Here is a 16,130-nt window from a genome sequence, read left to right as displayed (position 1 = left end):
GATGTTCTACCGTTTTGCGAGATTGCTGCTGCGAATTTTGTTTAAGCTGCTCTACAGGTTCGAAGCCGTCGGCGCCGGACAAGTGCCAGAGCATGGCGGCGTTATTCTGGCCAGCAACCATAAGAGCCTGCTCGATCCGATCGCGCTCGGAATCGGCGTCGACCGCAAGGTCCATTACATGGCCAAGGCCGAGCTTTTCCGGATACCGGGCTTCGGGGCGATGATTACGAATCTCGGCGCCTTTCCCGTCAAGCGCGGAGGCGTGAGCAAGGAAGCGATCAAGACGGCGATCGGCATTCTCCGCGAGGGCAATGTCATGGGCATCTTCCCGGAGGGAACGCGCCGTGACGTCGGGCTGATGGGCAAGCGAGGCGCGGTCAGCATGGCGTTTCGTGCGGGGGCGGCGATCGTACCTGTCGCATTGATCGGCAGCTATCGTCCGTTCACGAAGATGAAGGCCGTCTACGGCGCTCCGCTCGAGCTGTCGGCGCTGGCCGCCGAAGGTTCCGCCGAGTCCCAGGAGGCGGCGACCGAGCTGCTCATGGGCCGTATTCGGGAGATGCTGAACACGGGCAAGCCGGCGCAATAATTTTTTCCTTTTGGCGTATACTACGGTCATTCGTCCTATTTTTATACTTAGGTGATTTAAACCCCGCGTTGCGGGTTTAAATAAAGTTGTGGTAGAACTGAGGAGGTTATTTCCATGTCTGAAGAAATCAATGTCCAGGAATCCGCCGAGCAGGCGTCCGTCGCTGCCGACAACGCTGCAGAGACGGTAACCCAAGACGCGCTGGAGAACGTCGTATCGCTGAAGAAGGGCGATACCGTAAAGGGAACCATCGTTAAAATCGAAGACAACCAAGCTTATGTGAGCCTTGGATATAAATACGACGGTGTCATCCCGCTCCGCGAGCTCTCCAACGTCAATCTGGAGAATGCTTCCGATGCCGTGCAGATCGGTCAGGAAGTCGAAGCGAAGGTCGTCAGCATCAACGACGAAAAGGCGAGCCTCGTCCTCTCCAAGCGTCAAATCGACGGCGCCAAGGCTTGGGATGACCTCCAGAGCAAATTCGACAACGGCGAAGTCCTGGAAGTCACGGTAGCGGATGTCGTCAAGGGCGGCCTGGTCGCCGACATCGGCGTGCGCGGATTTATCCCCGCTTCGATGGTAGCGCGCCAGTTCGTAGAAGACTTCTCCGACTACAAGGGCCGCAAGCTCCGCGTCAAGATCAAGGAGATCGACCGCGAGAACAACAAGGTCATCCTCTCCGCCAAAGAAGTGCTCGAAGCCGAATACGAAGAGCAAAAGCAATCGGTCATGGCTTCGCTGCAGCCTGGACAGGTACTCGAAGGCACGGTTCAACGCTTGACGCCGTTCGGCGCGTTCGTTGACATCGGCGGCGTAGACGGCCTGGTGCACGTGTCCGAGATCGCTTGGAATCACGTCGCGCATCCTGCGGACGTCGTCTCCGAAGGCCAGAAGGTCAACGTCAAAGTACTCAAAGTCGATCCTTCGATCGGTAAGATCAGCCTGAGCATCAAGGCTGCCCAGCCGGGTCCTTGGGAATCCGTCAGCGGCCAGTTCAACACCGGCGACACGGTGACGGGCGTCGTGAAGCGCCTCGTGAGCTTCGGCGCATTCGTCGAGATCGCTCCGGGCGTCGAAGGCCTGGTACACATCTCCCAGATCGCGCACCGCCACATCGCGACGCCTCATGAAGTGCTCAAGGAAGGCCAAGAAGTCCAAGCCAAGATTCTGGACTTCAACCCTGCCGAGAAGCGCGTCTCTCTGTCCATCAAGGAGACCGAAGAAGCGCCTGCTCAACCTGAGCGCGCTCCGCGTTCCTCCAGAGGACAGCGCGAGGAAGCGAACATTCCTGCGCCGGAGAGCATGAGCTTCACGCTGGCCGAGAAGTTCGGCGACAAGCTGAGCAAGTTCAAGTAAGCTAACCGACAGTTTTAGCGTGCGACATACAGGACGCTGCGGCTTATGGCTGCAGCGTCTTTTTTGCGTTTTCACTTTTTTTCTATTTTGGCCGCGCCAACCTGCGCATACTAACGAAAATGAAACATTCGGTATGAGGAGGTGGCCGCATGATCACGGCGAAGTGGCTGGCCAGCCATCATGAACTGCTCGGCGTGTCGCTTGGCACGGCGTTCGGGCTGCTGGCCCGGATCGTCATGCTGCGCAGCGATTACCGGCAATATCCGGCTTATCCGCACGGCAAGATCATCCATCTGGCGCTCGGACTGATCGCCGGTGCGCTCGGCGCTGTAGCGGTGCCGGCGCTGATGAACAAAGATTACACCGCGATTACTTTTTTGTCGTTGGCCGCGCAGCAGTTCAGAGAAGTGCGCAATATGGAGCGCAACACGCTCACCGCAATCGATCATCAGGAGCTGGTGCCCAGAGGCGCCTCCTACATAGAAGGCATCTCCGTCGTCTTCGAGGGGCGGAATTATCTGGCGATCGCGACCGCCCTGATCGTCAGCTTCGCGACGACCGTGTGGAGCTGGCTGTGGGGCGTGCCGCTCGGCATCGTCTGCATCGCGGTCGTGCTCCGTTTTATGAGAGGCAAAAATATACGGGATATCGCGACCGTATCGTTCGCTCCCGTCGTTATAGGAGACGCCAGCGTCTCTGTCGGGGGCGTCTATATGATGAATGTCGGGCTGGAATCCAATCTCGACATTATGCGCAAGCAGGCGATCGGATTTATGCTGACGCCCGTCAGCGACGATGCGAAGGTAACGCTCGCGAATCTGGGATTGCGCCAAGCGATACTGCATGATGTGTCGACAAGACTCGGTGTATATCGCGACGACGGCGATCCGGCGCTTATGCCGCTGGCGAAGCTCGATCTCGGCACCGGCGCGCTCGGTGTGCTGCTCATTCCCAGAGAGCATGATCCCGACAAGGCGATGCAGGCGATCTGCGGCGTACCGCTGCTCGAATCGGCAGTCAGACGGCCGACAAAGGCCAACAAACAAAAAGGAGAGACGGCCCATGGCTAAAGTCGTTATGCTGCTGACGACGGACCCGAGCAACATATCGGATGGTTCGGCGGCCCTGATCGCCAAGTCGGAGGAGGAGCTGCAAAATTTGACGAACCTGCTGGAGAAAATACTCGATTGCGCCGCGCACAAATTAAAGGACGGATTGTACATGATCGTGGACCGGCATTAATGGCTTCAACATGGATGCCAGACTTGCCAAGGGGCAGGATTCGTTAGCCAAGGCGTAGTATTTTTGATATGATGTTCATTGTATGATTATTGTATGATTCAGGGAATCCCTTAAGGAGTGAAAGCATGGCAAGACCTGTCATTGCCATCGTAGGACGCCCGAACGTTGGGAAGTCTACGATTTTTAATCGCATAATCGGAGACCGGCTGGCAATCGTCGAAGACAAGCCGGGCATAACGAGAGACCGCATCTACGGCTCCGGCGAATGGAGCGGACGCAGCTTCAGCGTGATCGATACCGGCGGCATCGAGATCGACGGCGAGGACGGCATCCTGCGGCTCGTCCGCATGCAGGCCGAGCTGGCGATCGAGGAGGCCGACGTCATCGTATTCATGGTGGACGCGAAGGCTGGCGTCACGAATGCGGACGAAGAGGTCGCCCAGATTCTGTTCCGGTCGGGCAAACCTGTCGTCGTCGCCGTCAACAAGGTCGACAATCTGCAGCGCATGGACGATATTTATGAGTTCTACAGCCTCGGCTTCGGCGATCCGATCGCGCTGTCCGGCTCGCACGGCATCGGCATCGGAGATCTGCTCGAAGCCTGCGTGGACCGGCTGCCAGCCGGCGAGGATCAGGAGTACGACGACGACGTCATCAAGGTCGCGCTCATCGGCCGCCCGAACGTCGGCAAGTCCTCCCTCGTGAACGCCATTCTCGGCGAGGACCGGGTTATCGTCAGCGAGATCGCGGGCACGACACGCGACGCCATCGACACGCCGTTCGCCAAGGACGACCAGCGCTATGTGCTGATTGACACCGCCGGTATGCGCAAGCGCGGCAAAGTGTACGAGACGACGGAAAAGTACAGCGTCATGCGCTCCATGAAAGCGATCGAACGCGCGGATGTCGTACTCGTCGTCATCAACGGCGAAGAAGGCATCATCGAGCAGGACAAGCACATCGCGGGCTATGCGCACGAGATGGGCAAGGCGTCCGTGTTCGTGGTCAACAAATGGGATGTCGTCGAGAAGGACGACAAGACGATGCAGCAGTTCACCAACACGATCCGGGATCATTTCCTGTTCATGTCCTATGCGCCGATCGTATTCCTCTCCGCGAAGACGAAGTCGCGGCTTCACCGTCTGCTCCCCGTCATCGACCGCGTGGCCGAGCAGCATGCGATGCGCGTGCCTACGCATCTGCTGAACGACGTCGTGGCGGATGCCGTCGCGATCACGCCGCCGCCGACGGACAAGGGGCGCAGACTGCGCGTCAACTACGCGACCCAAGTATCGGTCAAGCCGCCGACGATCTTGATTTTCGTGAACGATCCGGAATTGATGCATTTTTCGTACGAGCGTTATTTGGAGAACAAGATTCGGGCCGCGTTTGACTTCGAGGGCACGCCGCTGCGCCTCTTCACAAGACGCAAGTCCGATCAGGAATAGGAGAGAACGAATTGTTGTCAGCCGTCATCGCCATCGTTATCAGTTATTTGCTCGGGTCCGTCTCGTTCAGCATATTGTTCGCCCGCTGGCTGCGCAAGATCGATATCCGCCAGCACGGCAGCGGCAATGCCGGCGCGACCAATACGCTGCGCGTGCTCGGCAAAGGTCCGGCCGCCGCCGTCTTCCTGCTGGACATCGCCAAGGGGCTCGTCGCCGTCGCGATCGGCCATGCCATTGACGGGGACGGCGATTCATGGGTCGCCGTCCTGTGCGGGCTGGCGTCCATCGCCGGCCACAACTGGCCGCTCTACTTCCGATTCAAGGGCGGCAAGGGCATCGCCACGACGATCGGCGCGCTCATCTATCTGGCGCCGCTGCCTGTCCTCGCATCCGGCGTCGTGGCGATCGTCGTGATCGTCATTACCCGTTACGTCTCGCTCGGTTCGATGATTTTTGCCGCCCTCGTTCCGGTTATTCTCGGCGTGGCCGGCGAGATCGGACCGGTATTTTGGGGCGCCCTCATTCTGGCTGTGCTGGCGATTGTGCGTCACCGCAAAAATATCGTCAAGCTGCTGAACGGCACCGAAAACAAGCTCGGCGCCAAAAAGAGTAAGGAGGATACCCATGGCATCTAGCAACGTTACCGTGCTGGTCGCGGGCAGCTGGGGCACGGCGCTCGCATGCGTGCTGGCGGACAACGGCCACCGGGTGAAAATATGGACGCGCGGCACGCAGCAGGCGGATGAGATCAATACGGAGCGGACCAACCGCAAGTATCTGAAGGAGGCCGCGCTGCCGGAGGCGCTGACGGCAACGACCGATCTCGCGGAGGCGCTGGCCGATGCGGAAGCGGTCGTATTCGTCGCCCCGTCGTCTGCGACGCGGGAGATCGCGCGATTGGCCGCACCGCATATCGGGCCGGAGGCGCTGATCGTACACGCGACGAAGGGCTTCGAGACGGGCAGCCTGAAGCGCATGTCCCAGGTGCTCTCCGAGGAGCTGGGGCGCGAAGAAGGACAGATCGTCGTGCTCTCCGGACCGAGCCATGCGGAGGAGGTCGCTGTCCGCCTGCCGACGACGGTCGTCGTCGCGGCCACCGATCTGCTGCAGGCCGAGGCCGCCCAGGACCTGTTCATGAACGACGCATACTTCCGCGTCTACACGAATCCCGATCCGATCGGCGCCGAGACGGCCGGCGCGATCAAGAACATTATCGGCCTCGGGGCGGGCCTGTCCGACGGCCTCGGGTTCGGGGACAACGCCAAGGCGGCGCTCGTGACGCGCGGGCTGGCCGAGATCGGGCGACTCGGATCCGCCATGGGCGCCCATATGCTCACCTTCGCCGGACTTGCGGGCGTCGGCGATCTGATCGCGACGTGCACGAGCCGACACAGCCGGAATTATCGTGCGGGCGAGCTGCTGGCGCAAGGACTTGGCTACGAGGAAGTGCAGAGCCGGATCGGGATGGTCGTCGAGGGCGTCCGCACGACGCTGGCCGCCTCGAAGCTCGCGGTGCAGTACGGCGTCGAGATGCCGATCACGTCCCAGCTCCATGCCGTTCTGTTCGAAGGCAAGCCGCCATTGCAGGCGGTGGAGGCGCTGATGGGCCGCGTCCGCACGCACGAGATCGAAGAAGCCGTGCTCTTTAACCGTTCCAATCCGAGCTAGATCGCCAGGGGATGCCCGCCCACACCCTTCCTTTTACCGCCTCATACTATACAAGGCATGATGTGCGGAGGAGGGGAAGCATGGACAAAAAATTGTCCAAAGATATTCTGAACTCGGTCACCAAGAAGACGGGCAAGCCCGTATCTGAAACGTCCTTGAAGAAAATCGCCCAAAAGGTGTCTCCGGACATCCTGCAGAGCGAGGCGCAGATCCGTCAGTTGATCAAGCAGGTATCCGGCGCGGCCGGCGTACCGGTATCGGAGGATACGGTCAAGGAGATCATATCCGCAGTCAAAAAGAGCGGCATGAACATGGGCGGCCTTGAAGGACTCATGAAAATGATGCTCAAAAAATAACGGCTTGGGCCGCCTGAAGCTCCTCCCGACCATCGTCGCGGGGAGCTTTTTGGCGTCTTGGGGCGAGCAGGCGGTGCGCGGCGGATATTGTTGCCGCTCATATTCCGGCGAAGAGAGGGGACAACTAAAGAGAAAGCCAAACCAGCAGCTTGAGAGGGAGAGAGTTCGGACATGCCTACGGATGCGGCCGTCAGCGAACAGTTTCTGACAGCGGTCAGAGCGCGCAGAAGCATTTACGGAATCAGCGACGAACCCGTCGTGCCGGATGCTCGCATCGAGGAGATCGTCAAGGAGGCCGTCAAGCACACGCCTTCCTCGTTCAACTCGCAGAGCGCCAGGCTCGTGCTGCTGCTGAAGCAGGAGCACAAGAAATTTTGGCAGATTACGACCGAGACATTGCGCAGGATCGTCAATGACGCAGAGCAATTCAAGTCTACGCTGGAGAAAATGAACGCTTTTGCGGCAGGCTACGGCACGGTGCTTTTTTTTGAAGATCAGAAGGTCATCGAAGGACTGCAGCAGCAGTTCGCCGCCTACAAGGAAAACTTCCCCAAGTGGTCCGCGCATTCCTCCGGCATGCATCAATTCGTCATCTGGACAGCGCTTGAGTCGGAGGGCTTCGGCGCTTCCCTGCAGCACTACAACCCGCTGATCGACCAGGAGGTCAAGCAGACCTGGGGACTGCCGGACAGCTGGGCGCTCATCGCGCAGATGCCCTTCGGCAAGCCGACGGCCCGGCCGGGGGAGAAGACGTTCCAGCCGCTCGAGGAACGCGTCAAAATATTCAAATAGTCGACGTCTTGCCAAACGCCGAAAAGCGACCCTGTAAAAGGGCCGCTTTTTTAACGATTTGAGATGACAACCGGGGAAGAAGACATTGCGGCCTGCAAAAAAATAGCGAGGGAATATCCGGATATCAAGGTCATCATTGTGACCTGTCATGAAGAAGAAGATATGATATTGCTCGCATTGGAAGCCGGAGCGGTAGACTTAGACTATGTGCTAGAAACTTCTTCGTCTTCACAAATTCACGTTGCTGTCCGATCTGCTTGCAATAATTAAAAAACCTGGTGTGGAAGGCTCCCTGACACCGAACAAATCTGAATTAAGCTTGAATTACCGAGGTCCTCGAAGCTGAAAACAGGCTATTCAAAAGAGGGGGCTGTCCCAAAAGCACGCCCGCATCCGCTTGCCAGACTGCCGGATATCGTCGATCCGACGCCGGAACTGGCTTCGTTCTATTTTCAGATCGATCAATATTGTGGTATTATAACTGGCAGTCGAACGGAAAAAAACGCGGCGATTCGCGCTTTTTCTCGGGCGCTACATACTTGCGTTAACGGTCGGGAAAGGACAGGTAGGGCGAATCATGGATCCGATGATGAAAATGTGGGTGTCCTTCGTCGGCATCGGTCTGATGGTGCTGTCGGCCGTGCTGATCATGCTTGCCAGAGCGAAGACCAGAGGCGCGCTGCGGCTGGTGCTGTCCTTCGTCGCCTTCGTCATGCTCGTGACGGGCATGATATGCGGACTTATCTCTATTATATAACGAACTAGAATCAGGCCGGAGGCTTAAGGCAATGCTGACGTTAAAAGGAAGAACAATCGAAGCCCAAACGGAGCCGGTCGTCGGCGCGACACTGCTCGAGCTCGCCCAGCGGGCGGGTATCGATTGGCAGTTCAATTGTTCGCGGGGGACTTGTGCGCGCTGCCGCTGCATCGTGACGGAGGGCGCCTCACATCTGGAGGAATCGACGGATGCCGAGTGGGACCGGCTCGGGCCGGACGAGCTGGACGCGGGCTACCGTCTCGGATGTCAGGCCCGCATCGCATCGCCGGGCACGATCTCGGCTGTCAACAGGACGTACTTCTAAGGAGCTGAGGACGATGGCTATCCGCTGCGCTGGCGGAGAGATCGAGGAGGCGCTGCGCCGGCTCGCCGTGCTGACTGCGGGCTGCGGAGCCGGATGGGTCGTCGGCGGCAGCGCGGGCCTGGCGCTTCGGGGAGCCCGTCTGCCATCCGCTCCGCGGGACCTGGATATATACGCGGATGCGTCCGCGGTAGGGGCGCTGCACGGCAGACTTGCCGATCTGGCGACGGACGGCCCGGCGTGGGACGCGTCGGGCAGCTACCGGTCGCTGCTCGCGCATTACCGGATCGGCGGCGTGCAGATCGAGCTGGTCGGCGACTTCGAGGTGAGAGCGCTTGCCTCGCATTATGTGACCGAGGTCGACCGGTTTTTGTATGCAGAGGCTGACGAGCTGCGCTTCGAAGACGGGACATCCGTGCGGATCGTCCCGCTCGGTCACGAACTGATTTTTAATCTGCTTAGAGAGCGGCCGGACCGGACGGCCGCCGTCGGGGAGCTTATACGCGCCGCACGAGAGGCGCATCTGCCGGCGCTTGAGCGGCTGCTGGCGCGGCAGCCGCTGTCCGAGGAGGTCCGGCGCGCGGCGCTTGCCGTCGCGACCGGCGCGGAGAGCGACTCGGACGGCAGGGGGGCGGGACGGGATGGCTGAGCGGCGCTATTGCAAGGTGACGTTCGGACCGGAGGCGGCCACTGTCGACGTCAGACCTGGCACGACCTTGCTCGAGGCGGCGAGGCGGGCTCATGCGCCCGTGAGGACCCGCTGCGGCGGCGTCGCCGGATGTCTGATGTGCAAGGTCGCGGTGCCGCCCGAGCAAGCGGCCGCCCTGAGCGCGCCGACGCCGGCCGAACGGCTCAAGCTGGGGCCGCTGCTCGAGGCAGGGATGCGGCTGTCCTGTCAGGCGCGGATTCTGAGCGACGTGCACGTCGAGGTGCCGGAGGATCCGTTGAAGGCCGCCGTGCGCAAGCAGCTCGAGCGGCAGCAGTCGGATGAACTATGGTAATGGCGTGAAGTGCAAATACGGGAGGCATATGCGTTGAATAGATGGCAATGGTTGAAGCGCGGCAAGGATTGGGCGAAGCGGGGGGCGCTGACGGCGTTCGCGCTGTCGCTGCTGCCGTTGGCAGGGTGCATGTACCCGGACGAGTATACGCCTTCGAATCAAGTGTCGGCCAAGGAGGCCGTCCGCTCCGTGCAGGACGCGGTCGACAGATACCGTGAGGACACGGGACTGCTGCCGATTGAGAATGCCTCGGAGGCGACGCCCAAGTACGAGAAGTTCCGTCTTGACTTCGCCAAGCTGAAGCGGATGGGCTACGTGACCGAGCTGCCCAAGGAGGCGTTCGAGCGCGGAGGCTCCGGCCAGTTCATCATTGTGGACGAAGAAAACAATCCGCAGGTGAAGCTGCTGGACTTGGCCGTGTACCAGACGATCGGCACGATCCAGACCAAGGTGAACGCCTATGTGCTCAAGCACAAGGGCGTCCAGCCTGCTGGCGACGAGGTGTACCCCGACTTCAGACTGCTCGATTACAAAAAGCTCGGCATCGACGATCCGGCGATCCGCAGTATGTATACGGGCAGGGTGATGGAGCTGCTCATCGATCCGGGCAGCACGGTGTATGCGGATTATGGCGTCGACATCGTTCAAGCGCTCAAAAAGTCGGACGTCAAGCCGGCGCCGACGGACGACTTGCGCGATTTTCTGACGGGCGAGTCGTTCTATGTGCCTGTCAAGTCGCCTGTATACCGTCTGACCGACGGAGAGCCTCGGGCGTATCTCAAATAATAACGTCGCCGTCATTTTCAAACCGCTCCGATCCGGGGCGGTTTTTTGCTGCTTCTCTTTGCAGGCATAGGCGCCTCTTTTCTATCATAGGATCATTTGGATGAGAGAACGTTGGGGCCGGCGCTCCGCAAAAAGTTGCCTGCCGGCGTCATAATCCCGGGACTGGCACATACAATGATACTAGTCCAAGTTCATGTACGAGTCCGTCGCGCTGACGGAACCGCAGGCTTCGCGATTACGAAGGGGAGGGAATCTCAGTGGAAAAAGTGGATATTTTCAAAGATATCGCCGAGCGCACCGGCGGCGACATCTACCTCGGGGTCGTCGGCGCCGTCCGGACAGGCAAATCGACCTTCATCAAGCGATTCGTGGAGACGGTCGTGCTGCCGAACATCGCACATGAAGCCGACCGCGTCAGGGCGATCGACGAATTGCCGCAGAGCGCGGCCGGTCGCACCATCATGACGACGGAACCCAAGTTCGTGCCGAACAACGCCGTCCAGATCAAGGTCGGCGAAGGTCTCGAGGTCAATGTGCGTCTCGTCGATTGCGTCGGCTACGCGGTCGAGGGCGCCAAGGGCTATGAGGACGAGAACGGCCCGCGCATGATTACGACGCCCTGGTTCGAGGAAGCGATCCCGTTCCAGGAAGCGGCCGAGATCGGCACCCGCAAGGTCATTCAGGAGCACTCCACCCTGGGCGTCGTCGTGACGACGGACGGCTCGATCGCGGAGATCCCGCGCAGCTCCTATGTCGAGGCGGAGGAGCGCGTCATTGCGGAGCTTAAGGAGGTCGGCAAGCCGTTCGTGCTTATCGTCAATTCGACGAAGCCGAAGAGCGAGGAAGCGCTGGCGCTTCGCGCCGAGCTTGCCGCCAAGTACGATATACCGGCCATCACGCTGAGCGTGGCGTCGATGGGCGAGGATGAAGTGCTGGGCGTGCTGCGCGAGGTGCTCTACGAGTTCCCCGTGCACGAGGTCAACGTCAATCTGCCGAGCTGGGTCATGGTGCTCCAGGAGCAGCACTGGCTGCGGTCGAGCTATGAGAACTCCGTGCGCGATACGGTCAGGGACATCCGCCGTCTGCGCGATGTGGACCGCGTCGTCTCCCAGTTTCTCGAGTACGACTTCGTCGACCGGGCCGGCCTCAGCGGGCTCAATATGGGCCAAGGCGTGGCCGAGATCGACCTGTATGCGCCCGACGAATTGTACGATCGCATCCTCCAAGAGGTAGTTGGCACGGAGATCCGCGGCAAAGACCATCTGCTGCAGCTGATGCAGGAATTCTCCCACGCCAAGCGCGAGTACGATCGGTTCGCCGAAGCGCTGGAGATGGTCAAGACGACCGGCTACGGCATCGCGGCCCCGACGCTCGCAGAGATGCAGCTAGACGAGCCGGAGCTGATTCGCCAGGGCTCGCGCTTCGGCGTCCGCCTCAAGGCGACGGCCCCTTCGATTCACTTGATCCGCGTCGATGTCGAGTCGGAGTTCGCCCCGATCATCGGCACGGAAAAGCAGAGCGAGGAGCTCGTCCGCTATCTGATGCAGGACTTCGAGAAGGACCCGATCAAGATCTGGGATTCCGACATCTTTGGCCGCTCGCTGCATTCGATCGTACGCGAAGGCATCCAGGGCAAGATCGCCATGATGCCGGACAATGCGCGCTACAAGCTGCAGGAGACGCTCGGCCGCATCATCAACGAAGGCTCGGGCGGACTGATCGCCATCATACTGTAACCGAATCCGAGGACAGGACCGTGCGCACATCGAGCGCACGGTCTTTTTATATGAGAAAAGAGGGCTCGCGAGCAATGGCCGCCTCGTGACACGAACTTCTGCATGCGTCCGCCTCTTGAACAAACGGGATATTCGTGCTAATGTTGACTCATTGAATCAATAAATCAATTCTCTGAGAAATGAGGCGCGCTATGCGTAAATCGATCAATCGCATTACGGTCATATGCTCGGGCACCGAGGATTCGGAGCTGCTCGCGTTTACCGAAAGCTATCTTCATTTGCTTCAGGAGCAGCATTGCTCGGTGTCGGTATTCGATTTGAATCGGATGGACGTCCGTTCGTGCCTGGGCTGTTACGTGTGCAATATAAAGACGCCTGGCGTTTGCATTATCAAGGACGACCAAGCGTCCATCCTGCGTGCCTTCGTCAACTCCGACCGGATCGTGGTGATCGCGCCTGTCGTCCAAGGCTTTATGTCGGGGCGTACCAAATCGTTTATCGACAGGCTCTACCCGATGGAGCTGCCGTTCATCAAGATCAGGAGCGGAATCTTCACCCACGATCCCAGGTACGAGCAGAACCCCGACTTTGGCTTTATCCTGCACAAGGAAGCGGATACGGACGCGGAAGACCTGGAGATCATGCGCGACGTCAACCGGTTCATCGGAAATTTTTACGGCGGGTTTGCTTTTCAACGAACAACCGGGGAGAGCGCAAAGGAGGCCGCTTATGAAACTGCTCGCGTATAGCGGTTCGCCGCGCGGGAAGACGAGCAACACAATTCAAATGCTGAACCGGTTCACGGAAGGCTTCACGAGCATTCCGGGCAATCACGCCGACACGTTCCATGTGCATCTGAAAACAAGAGCGTTCGAAAGCCTGAATAAACTCGGGGAGGCCGATCTGATCCTGATCGCCTTTCCGATCTATTTTCACAGCATGCCGGGTCAAGTGAAGGCGTTTATGGAGGCTATCCCGAATTGCTCCAATTCCGGGCAGACGATGGTGTTCCTCATCCAGTGCGGCTTCCCGGATACGGCCCAATGCCTGCCGATGCAGCGCTACGTCGAAAAGTGGGCCACACGAAAAGGTTATCGCGTCCACGGCACGATCGTGAAAGGATTCGGTCCGAGTCTGGAAGCGATGCCCGCGCGTACGAATACGAAATGGCTGCATCAAATATTCAGCCTGGGGCAAGACGCCGGCGCCTGCCGGCCGTTTCCGGAACGGATATTGCATGAGCTGAGCGCCCCCGCCACTTTTTCGCCCGTCCTGCTGCTCTTCATGCGATTGCTCGCGAAGCTTGGGATATTCGACTTGTATTCCAAGAGACGATTGCGTAAAAATAAGGTGAGCGTTCGCAATAGCTATGCCAGACCACTGCTGGATGAACAGGAGGATACCGGTAATGCCACGGTTAAAGGAAAAGGAGCTGAAGCATCTCCGCGATGAACGCTCCGAACAGATCGCCGAAGCGGCTCTGCGCGTGTTCGTAAAGAAAGGCTACAACGGAACCAAAATAAGCGAGATCGCTGCCGAAGCCGGCGTCAGCCACGGTTTGGTCTACCACTATTATAAATCGAAAGAAAATATGCTGGAGACGCTGACGGAAAAGGTGCTGAGCGAATCCTACAACGCTTTGAGCAAATTCGAGCAGATCGAGGGAAATCCGCCGCAGGTGCTGAGAAGTCTGACCGAATTCATTTTGTCCGAGAGCAATGGCTACTACTTCGCCTTCGTGCTGCAGCTCCATACGTCCGATTATTTGCCGCAGGCGATTCACAGCATCATGGACCGTTATGCAGTCGACAAGCATATTGACGCGCTCCTGCCGCTGTTCGAGGCCGGGCAGGCGCAAGGGCTGTTCGTCGAGGGGGAAGCGAGGGATCTCGTCGTCTATTATTTTTCCATCGTCCAGGGTCTTATGCTGCAGTCGCTGCTGATGCCGCAGCGCTTTCGGTTTCCTTCGATCGATCTGATCTTGGGCGGAATCCTCAAGGACGTATAATTATAAATGGGCGCGCGATCGCCGGACCCTTGTACGGGGTGTCGGGCGATCGTTTTTTTTGGTTGCCGCCCGTCATTTTTATGATACGATAGATGGAAAGAATAGGAGCCTGCCACCAAACGGGCTTCGCCATGATTTCTAATATTGGAGGCGCTTGCATGAGCCAGGAGACGTTGCGTGAAGGGTATTTCGGAGAGTTCGGAGGCAGCTTCGTCCCGCCGGAATTGCAGGAAGTGCTGGATTATTTGAGCCAGCAATTTTACAAATTCCGGGACGATCCCGAATTTAACGAGGAGCTAAGCTACTATCTGCGGGAGTACGTGGGGCGGGAGAGCCCGCTGACCTACGCGGAGCGTCTGTCCGACGCCTGGGGCGGCGCCAAGATCTACCTCAAGCGCGAGGACCTGAACCATACGGGCGCGCACAAGATCAACAATGCGATCGGCCAGATTCTGCTTGCCAAGCGGATGGGCGCCAGGCGTATCATCGCGGAGACGGGCGCCGGTCAGCACGGCGTCGCGACGGCGACGGCCTGCGCCATGTTCAATATGGAATGCGTCATCTACATGGGCGCCGAGGATATGCGGCGGCAGGCGCTGAACGTGTTCCGCATGGAGCTGCTCGGCGCGAAGGTCGTCCCGGTCAACAAGGGGCAGGGCCGGCTCAAGGACGCGGTCGACGAAGCGCTCGGCGATCTGGTGCAGAACTATCAGAATACATTCTACCTGCTCGGCTCGGCTGTCGGGCCGCATCCGTTCCCCACGATGGTCAAGCATTTCCAGGCGATCATCAGCGAGGAGTCGAAGCGCCAGATTGTCGCGAAGGAAGGCCGTCTGCCGGACGCCGTCATCGCCTGCGCGGGCGGCGGCAGCAACGCGATCGGGGCGTTCGCGCACTATATCGACGAGCCGGGCGTGCGGCTGATCGGCGTCGAGCCGGACCAGGCGCCGACGCTGACCGAAGGCGTGCCGGGCACCATCCACGGCTTCAAATGCCTGGTGCTGCTGGACGAGGCGGGCGAACCGCGCAAGACATACTCCATCGCCGCCGGGCTCGACTATCCGGGCATCGGTCCCGAGCATAGCCATCTGAAAGTAACCGGGCGGGCGGAATACGTAACCGTGAGCAACGACGAGGTGCTGGCGGCGTTCCAGGAGCTGTCGCGTACGGAAGGCATCGTACCGGCGCTGGAGAGCGCCCACGCGGTCGCCTACGCCAAGAAGCTCGCGCCGACCTTGACGCGCGACCAGATCCTCATCGTCAACCTGTCGGGGCGCGGCGACAAGGACGTCGAGCAGGTCTTCCATATGCTGAAAAAGTAACCGCCCGCAAGGGCCGACTGCCGCCGGGACATCCCGGCGGCTTTTATAATTGGGGCTTGCCGCCCGCGGTGGACGCCATTTCCGGCCGACTTTGCGCGCGAGTCCGCTGCTCGCTCGTTTTGCACTTGCACCATAATGGTGCAACTAACCCGGGTTCAACATTCGCCATGCCCCGTATTCGGCGCGGGACGTCCGAACATCATAGGGACGTTTGTCGGAGCCGTGCTTACGGGTATATTGAGCAACGATCTGACGCAGCTGCAAGTGCAATACGATACGACCGACATCATCAAAAGACCCTTGTTCGTGCTCGCCCTGACCGTCACATTCGTGCATTTGAGCAGACGCAGAGCCTGATCTTTAAGGCCCGCGCGCCTTCCCGCTTGCGGCGGCCGTGATTTCATGTGTATAATTTCTGATGAAACGGATAAACAGATACTATGCCAGTTGTCCGTATGGGAGGTGAATGCATTGAACAAGACCGAACTGATCGCGAAGGTATCCGAGCTCGCCGACCTTTCCAAGAAAGACGCCACTTCGGCAGTCGACGCCGTATTCGACGTCATCTCCGAGGCGCTCCAATCCGGAGACAAGGTCCAGCTCGTAGGCTTCGGCAACTTCGAGGTCCGCGAACGCTCCGCCCGCAAGGGACGCAATCCGCAGACCGGCGACGAGATCGAGATTCCGGCAGGCAAGATCCCCGCGTTCAAGCCAGGGAAGGCGCTCAAGGACGGAATTAAATAATAA

20 protein-coding genes and 1 pseudogene are annotated in these 16,130 nt (G+C 59.3%); all 21 read left to right on the top strand.

Annotated elements, in window-relative coordinates; genetic code table 11:
• The first annotated feature begins 1 nt into the window (after position 1).
• Positions 2-589 carry a lysophospholipid acyltransferase family protein gene (locus VQ071_RS09890; RefSeq protein ID WP_340513822.1) on the top strand — a complete coding sequence of 196 codons (588 nt, stop codon included), beginning with the start codon at positions 2-4 and terminating at the stop codon, positions 587-589.
• Between the two features lie 114 nt (positions 590-703).
• Positions 704-1,945: a 30S ribosomal protein S1 gene (gene rpsA / locus VQ071_RS09885; protein WP_340513820.1), complete on the top strand. Its 1,242-nt coding sequence runs from the start codon at positions 704-706 to the stop codon at positions 1,943-1,945.
• Positions 1,946-2,094: 149 nt separating this feature from the next.
• On the top strand, positions 2,095-3,015 hold the full coding sequence (locus tag VQ071_RS09880; RefSeq protein WP_340513818.1) for a YIEGIA family protein: 921 nt from the start codon (positions 2,095-2,097) through the stop codon (positions 3,013-3,015).
• On the top strand, positions 3,008-3,187 hold the full coding sequence (locus tag VQ071_RS09875; protein WP_340513816.1) for a capping complex subunit for YIEGIA: 180 nt from the start codon (positions 3,008-3,010) through the stop codon (positions 3,185-3,187). The genes VQ071_RS09880 and VQ071_RS09875 overlap by 8 nt, the downstream gene beginning before the upstream one ends.
• 125 nt (positions 3,188-3,312) lie before the next feature.
• Positions 3,313-4,635, top strand: coding sequence for a ribosome biogenesis GTPase Der (der, locus tag VQ071_RS09870; protein ID WP_340513815.1), 1,323 nt, complete (start codon positions 3,313-3,315; stop codon positions 4,633-4,635).
• Positions 4,636-4,646: 11 nt separating this feature from the next.
• Positions 4,647-5,270: a glycerol-3-phosphate 1-O-acyltransferase PlsY gene (plsY, locus tag VQ071_RS09865; RefSeq protein ID WP_340513813.1), complete on the top strand. Its 624-nt coding sequence runs from the start codon at positions 4,647-4,649 to the stop codon at positions 5,268-5,270.
• The gene (locus VQ071_RS09860; RefSeq protein ID WP_340513812.1) at positions 5,260-6,303 is read left to right on the top strand and encodes an NAD(P)H-dependent glycerol-3-phosphate dehydrogenase; all 1,044 of its coding nucleotides are present in this window, start codon (positions 5,260-5,262) and stop codon (positions 6,301-6,303) included. The genes plsY and VQ071_RS09860 overlap by 11 nt, the downstream gene beginning before the upstream one ends.
• An 80-nt stretch (positions 6,304-6,383) precedes the next feature.
• On the top strand, positions 6,384-6,659 hold the full coding sequence (locus VQ071_RS09855) for a stage VI sporulation protein F (RefSeq protein ID WP_340513811.1): 276 nt from the start codon (positions 6,384-6,386) through the stop codon (positions 6,657-6,659).
• Positions 6,660-6,830: 171 nt separating this feature from the next.
• Positions 6,831-7,451 carry a nitroreductase family protein gene (locus tag VQ071_RS09850; RefSeq protein ID WP_340513809.1) on the top strand — a complete coding sequence of 207 codons (621 nt, stop codon included), beginning with the start codon at positions 6,831-6,833 and terminating at the stop codon, positions 7,449-7,451.
• Positions 7,452-8,028: 577 nt separating this feature from the next.
• Positions 8,029-8,208, top strand: a complete 180-nt coding sequence (locus VQ071_RS09845) for a DUF2768 family protein (protein ID WP_340513807.1) — start codon at positions 8,029-8,031, stop codon at positions 8,206-8,208.
• Positions 8,209-8,239: 31 nt separating this feature from the next.
• A complete protein-coding gene (locus VQ071_RS09840; RefSeq protein ID WP_340513805.1) occupies positions 8,240-8,533 on the top strand; it encodes a 2Fe-2S iron-sulfur cluster-binding protein in 294 nt (97 codons plus the stop codon).
• Positions 8,534-8,546: 13 nt separating this feature from the next.
• On the top strand, positions 8,547-9,179 hold the full coding sequence (locus VQ071_RS09835; RefSeq protein WP_340513803.1) for a hypothetical protein: 633 nt from the start codon (positions 8,547-8,549) through the stop codon (positions 9,177-9,179).
• Positions 9,172-9,531, top strand: coding sequence for a 2Fe-2S iron-sulfur cluster-binding protein (locus tag VQ071_RS09830; protein WP_340513802.1), 360 nt, complete (start codon positions 9,172-9,174; stop codon positions 9,529-9,531). Before VQ071_RS09835 ends, VQ071_RS09830 begins: the two co-directional genes overlap by 8 nt.
• A gap of 33 nt (positions 9,532-9,564) precedes the next feature.
• A complete protein-coding gene (locus VQ071_RS09825) occupies positions 9,565-10,317 on the top strand; it encodes a hypothetical protein (RefSeq protein ID WP_340513801.1) in 753 nt (250 codons plus the stop codon).
• A 257-nt stretch (positions 10,318-10,574) separates the two neighbouring features.
• Positions 10,575-12,053, top strand: a complete 1,479-nt coding sequence (spoIVA, locus tag VQ071_RS09820) for a stage IV sporulation protein A (protein ID WP_340513800.1) — start codon at positions 10,575-10,577, stop codon at positions 12,051-12,053.
• 191 nt (positions 12,054-12,244) lie between these two features.
• Positions 12,245-12,802, top strand: a complete 558-nt coding sequence (locus VQ071_RS09815) for a flavodoxin family protein (RefSeq protein ID WP_340513798.1) — start codon at positions 12,245-12,247, stop codon at positions 12,800-12,802.
• Positions 12,803-12,839: 37 nt separating this feature from the next.
• A complete protein-coding gene (locus VQ071_RS09810) occupies positions 12,840-13,505 on the top strand; it encodes an NAD(P)H-dependent oxidoreductase (protein ID WP_340513797.1) in 666 nt (221 codons plus the stop codon).
• Positions 13,462-14,061 carry a TetR/AcrR family transcriptional regulator gene (locus tag VQ071_RS09805; RefSeq protein ID WP_340513795.1) on the top strand — a complete coding sequence of 200 codons (600 nt, stop codon included), beginning with the start codon at positions 13,462-13,464 and terminating at the stop codon, positions 14,059-14,061. Before VQ071_RS09810 ends, VQ071_RS09805 begins: the two co-directional genes overlap by 44 nt.
• Positions 14,062-14,219: 158 nt before the next feature.
• Positions 14,220-15,383, top strand: coding sequence for a tryptophan synthase subunit beta (gene trpB / locus VQ071_RS09800; protein ID WP_340513793.1), 1,164 nt, complete (start codon positions 14,220-14,222; stop codon positions 15,381-15,383).
• A gap of 174 nt (positions 15,384-15,557) precedes the next feature.
• A pseudogene (locus VQ071_RS09795) lies at positions 15,558-15,740 on the top strand (ABC transporter permease); the annotation flags it as partial.
• A gap of 45 nt (positions 15,741-15,785) precedes the next feature.
• Positions 15,786-16,127 carry an HU family DNA-binding protein gene (locus VQ071_RS09790; RefSeq protein WP_445293274.1) on the top strand — a complete coding sequence of 114 codons (342 nt, stop codon included), beginning with the start codon at positions 15,786-15,788 and terminating at the stop codon, positions 16,125-16,127.
• Positions 16,128-16,130 lie beyond the last annotated feature (3 nt).

Source organism: Cohnella sp. 56 (assembly GCF_037963805.1).
Taxonomy (GTDB): Bacteria; Bacillota; Bacilli; order Paenibacillales; family Paenibacillaceae; genus Cohnella.
Note: the sequence above shows the minus strand (reverse complement) of the source record. Positions and strands in the feature narration are given on the sequence as shown.

Coding starts and splice junctions, on each gene's coding strand:
- VQ071_RS09880 (WP_340513818.1), top strand. CDS start 2,095: ATGATCACGGCGAAGTGGCTGGCCAGCCATCATGAACTGCTCGGCGTG.
- VQ071_RS09830 (WP_340513802.1), top strand. CDS start 9,172: ATGGCTGAGCGGCGCTATTGCAAGGTGACGTTCGGACCGGAGGCGGCC.
- VQ071_RS09855 (WP_340513811.1), top strand. CDS start 6,384: ATGGACAAAAAATTGTCCAAAGATATTCTGAACTCGGTCACCAAGAAG.
- VQ071_RS09875 (WP_340513816.1), top strand. CDS start 3,008: ATGGCTAAAGTCGTTATGCTGCTGACGACGGACCCGAGCAACATATCG.
- VQ071_RS09790 (WP_445293274.1), top strand. CDS start 15,786: ATGTGTATAATTTCTGATGAAACGGATAAACAGATACTATGCCAGTTG.
- VQ071_RS09815 (WP_340513798.1), top strand. CDS start 12,245: ATGCGTAAATCGATCAATCGCATTACGGTCATATGCTCGGGCACCGAG.
- VQ071_RS09845 (WP_340513807.1), top strand. CDS start 8,029: ATGGATCCGATGATGAAAATGTGGGTGTCCTTCGTCGGCATCGGTCTG.
- VQ071_RS09890 (WP_340513822.1), top strand. CDS start 2: ATGTTCTACCGTTTTGCGAGATTGCTGCTGCGAATTTTGTTTAAGCTG.
- rpsA (WP_340513820.1), top strand. CDS start 704: ATGTCTGAAGAAATCAATGTCCAGGAATCCGCCGAGCAGGCGTCCGTC.
- VQ071_RS09835 (WP_340513803.1), top strand. CDS start 8,547: ATGGCTATCCGCTGCGCTGGCGGAGAGATCGAGGAGGCGCTGCGCCGG.
- der (WP_340513815.1), top strand. CDS start 3,313: ATGGCAAGACCTGTCATTGCCATCGTAGGACGCCCGAACGTTGGGAAG.
- VQ071_RS09805 (WP_340513795.1), top strand. CDS start 13,462: ATGCCACGGTTAAAGGAAAAGGAGCTGAAGCATCTCCGCGATGAACGC.
- VQ071_RS09840 (WP_340513805.1), top strand. CDS start 8,240: ATGCTGACGTTAAAAGGAAGAACAATCGAAGCCCAAACGGAGCCGGTC.
- VQ071_RS09810 (WP_340513797.1), top strand. CDS start 12,840: ATGCTGAACCGGTTCACGGAAGGCTTCACGAGCATTCCGGGCAATCAC.
- VQ071_RS09850 (WP_340513809.1), top strand. CDS start 6,831: ATGCCTACGGATGCGGCCGTCAGCGAACAGTTTCTGACAGCGGTCAGA.
- trpB (WP_340513793.1), top strand. CDS start 14,220: ATGAGCCAGGAGACGTTGCGTGAAGGGTATTTCGGAGAGTTCGGAGGC.
- VQ071_RS09860 (WP_340513812.1), top strand. CDS start 5,260: ATGGCATCTAGCAACGTTACCGTGCTGGTCGCGGGCAGCTGGGGCACG.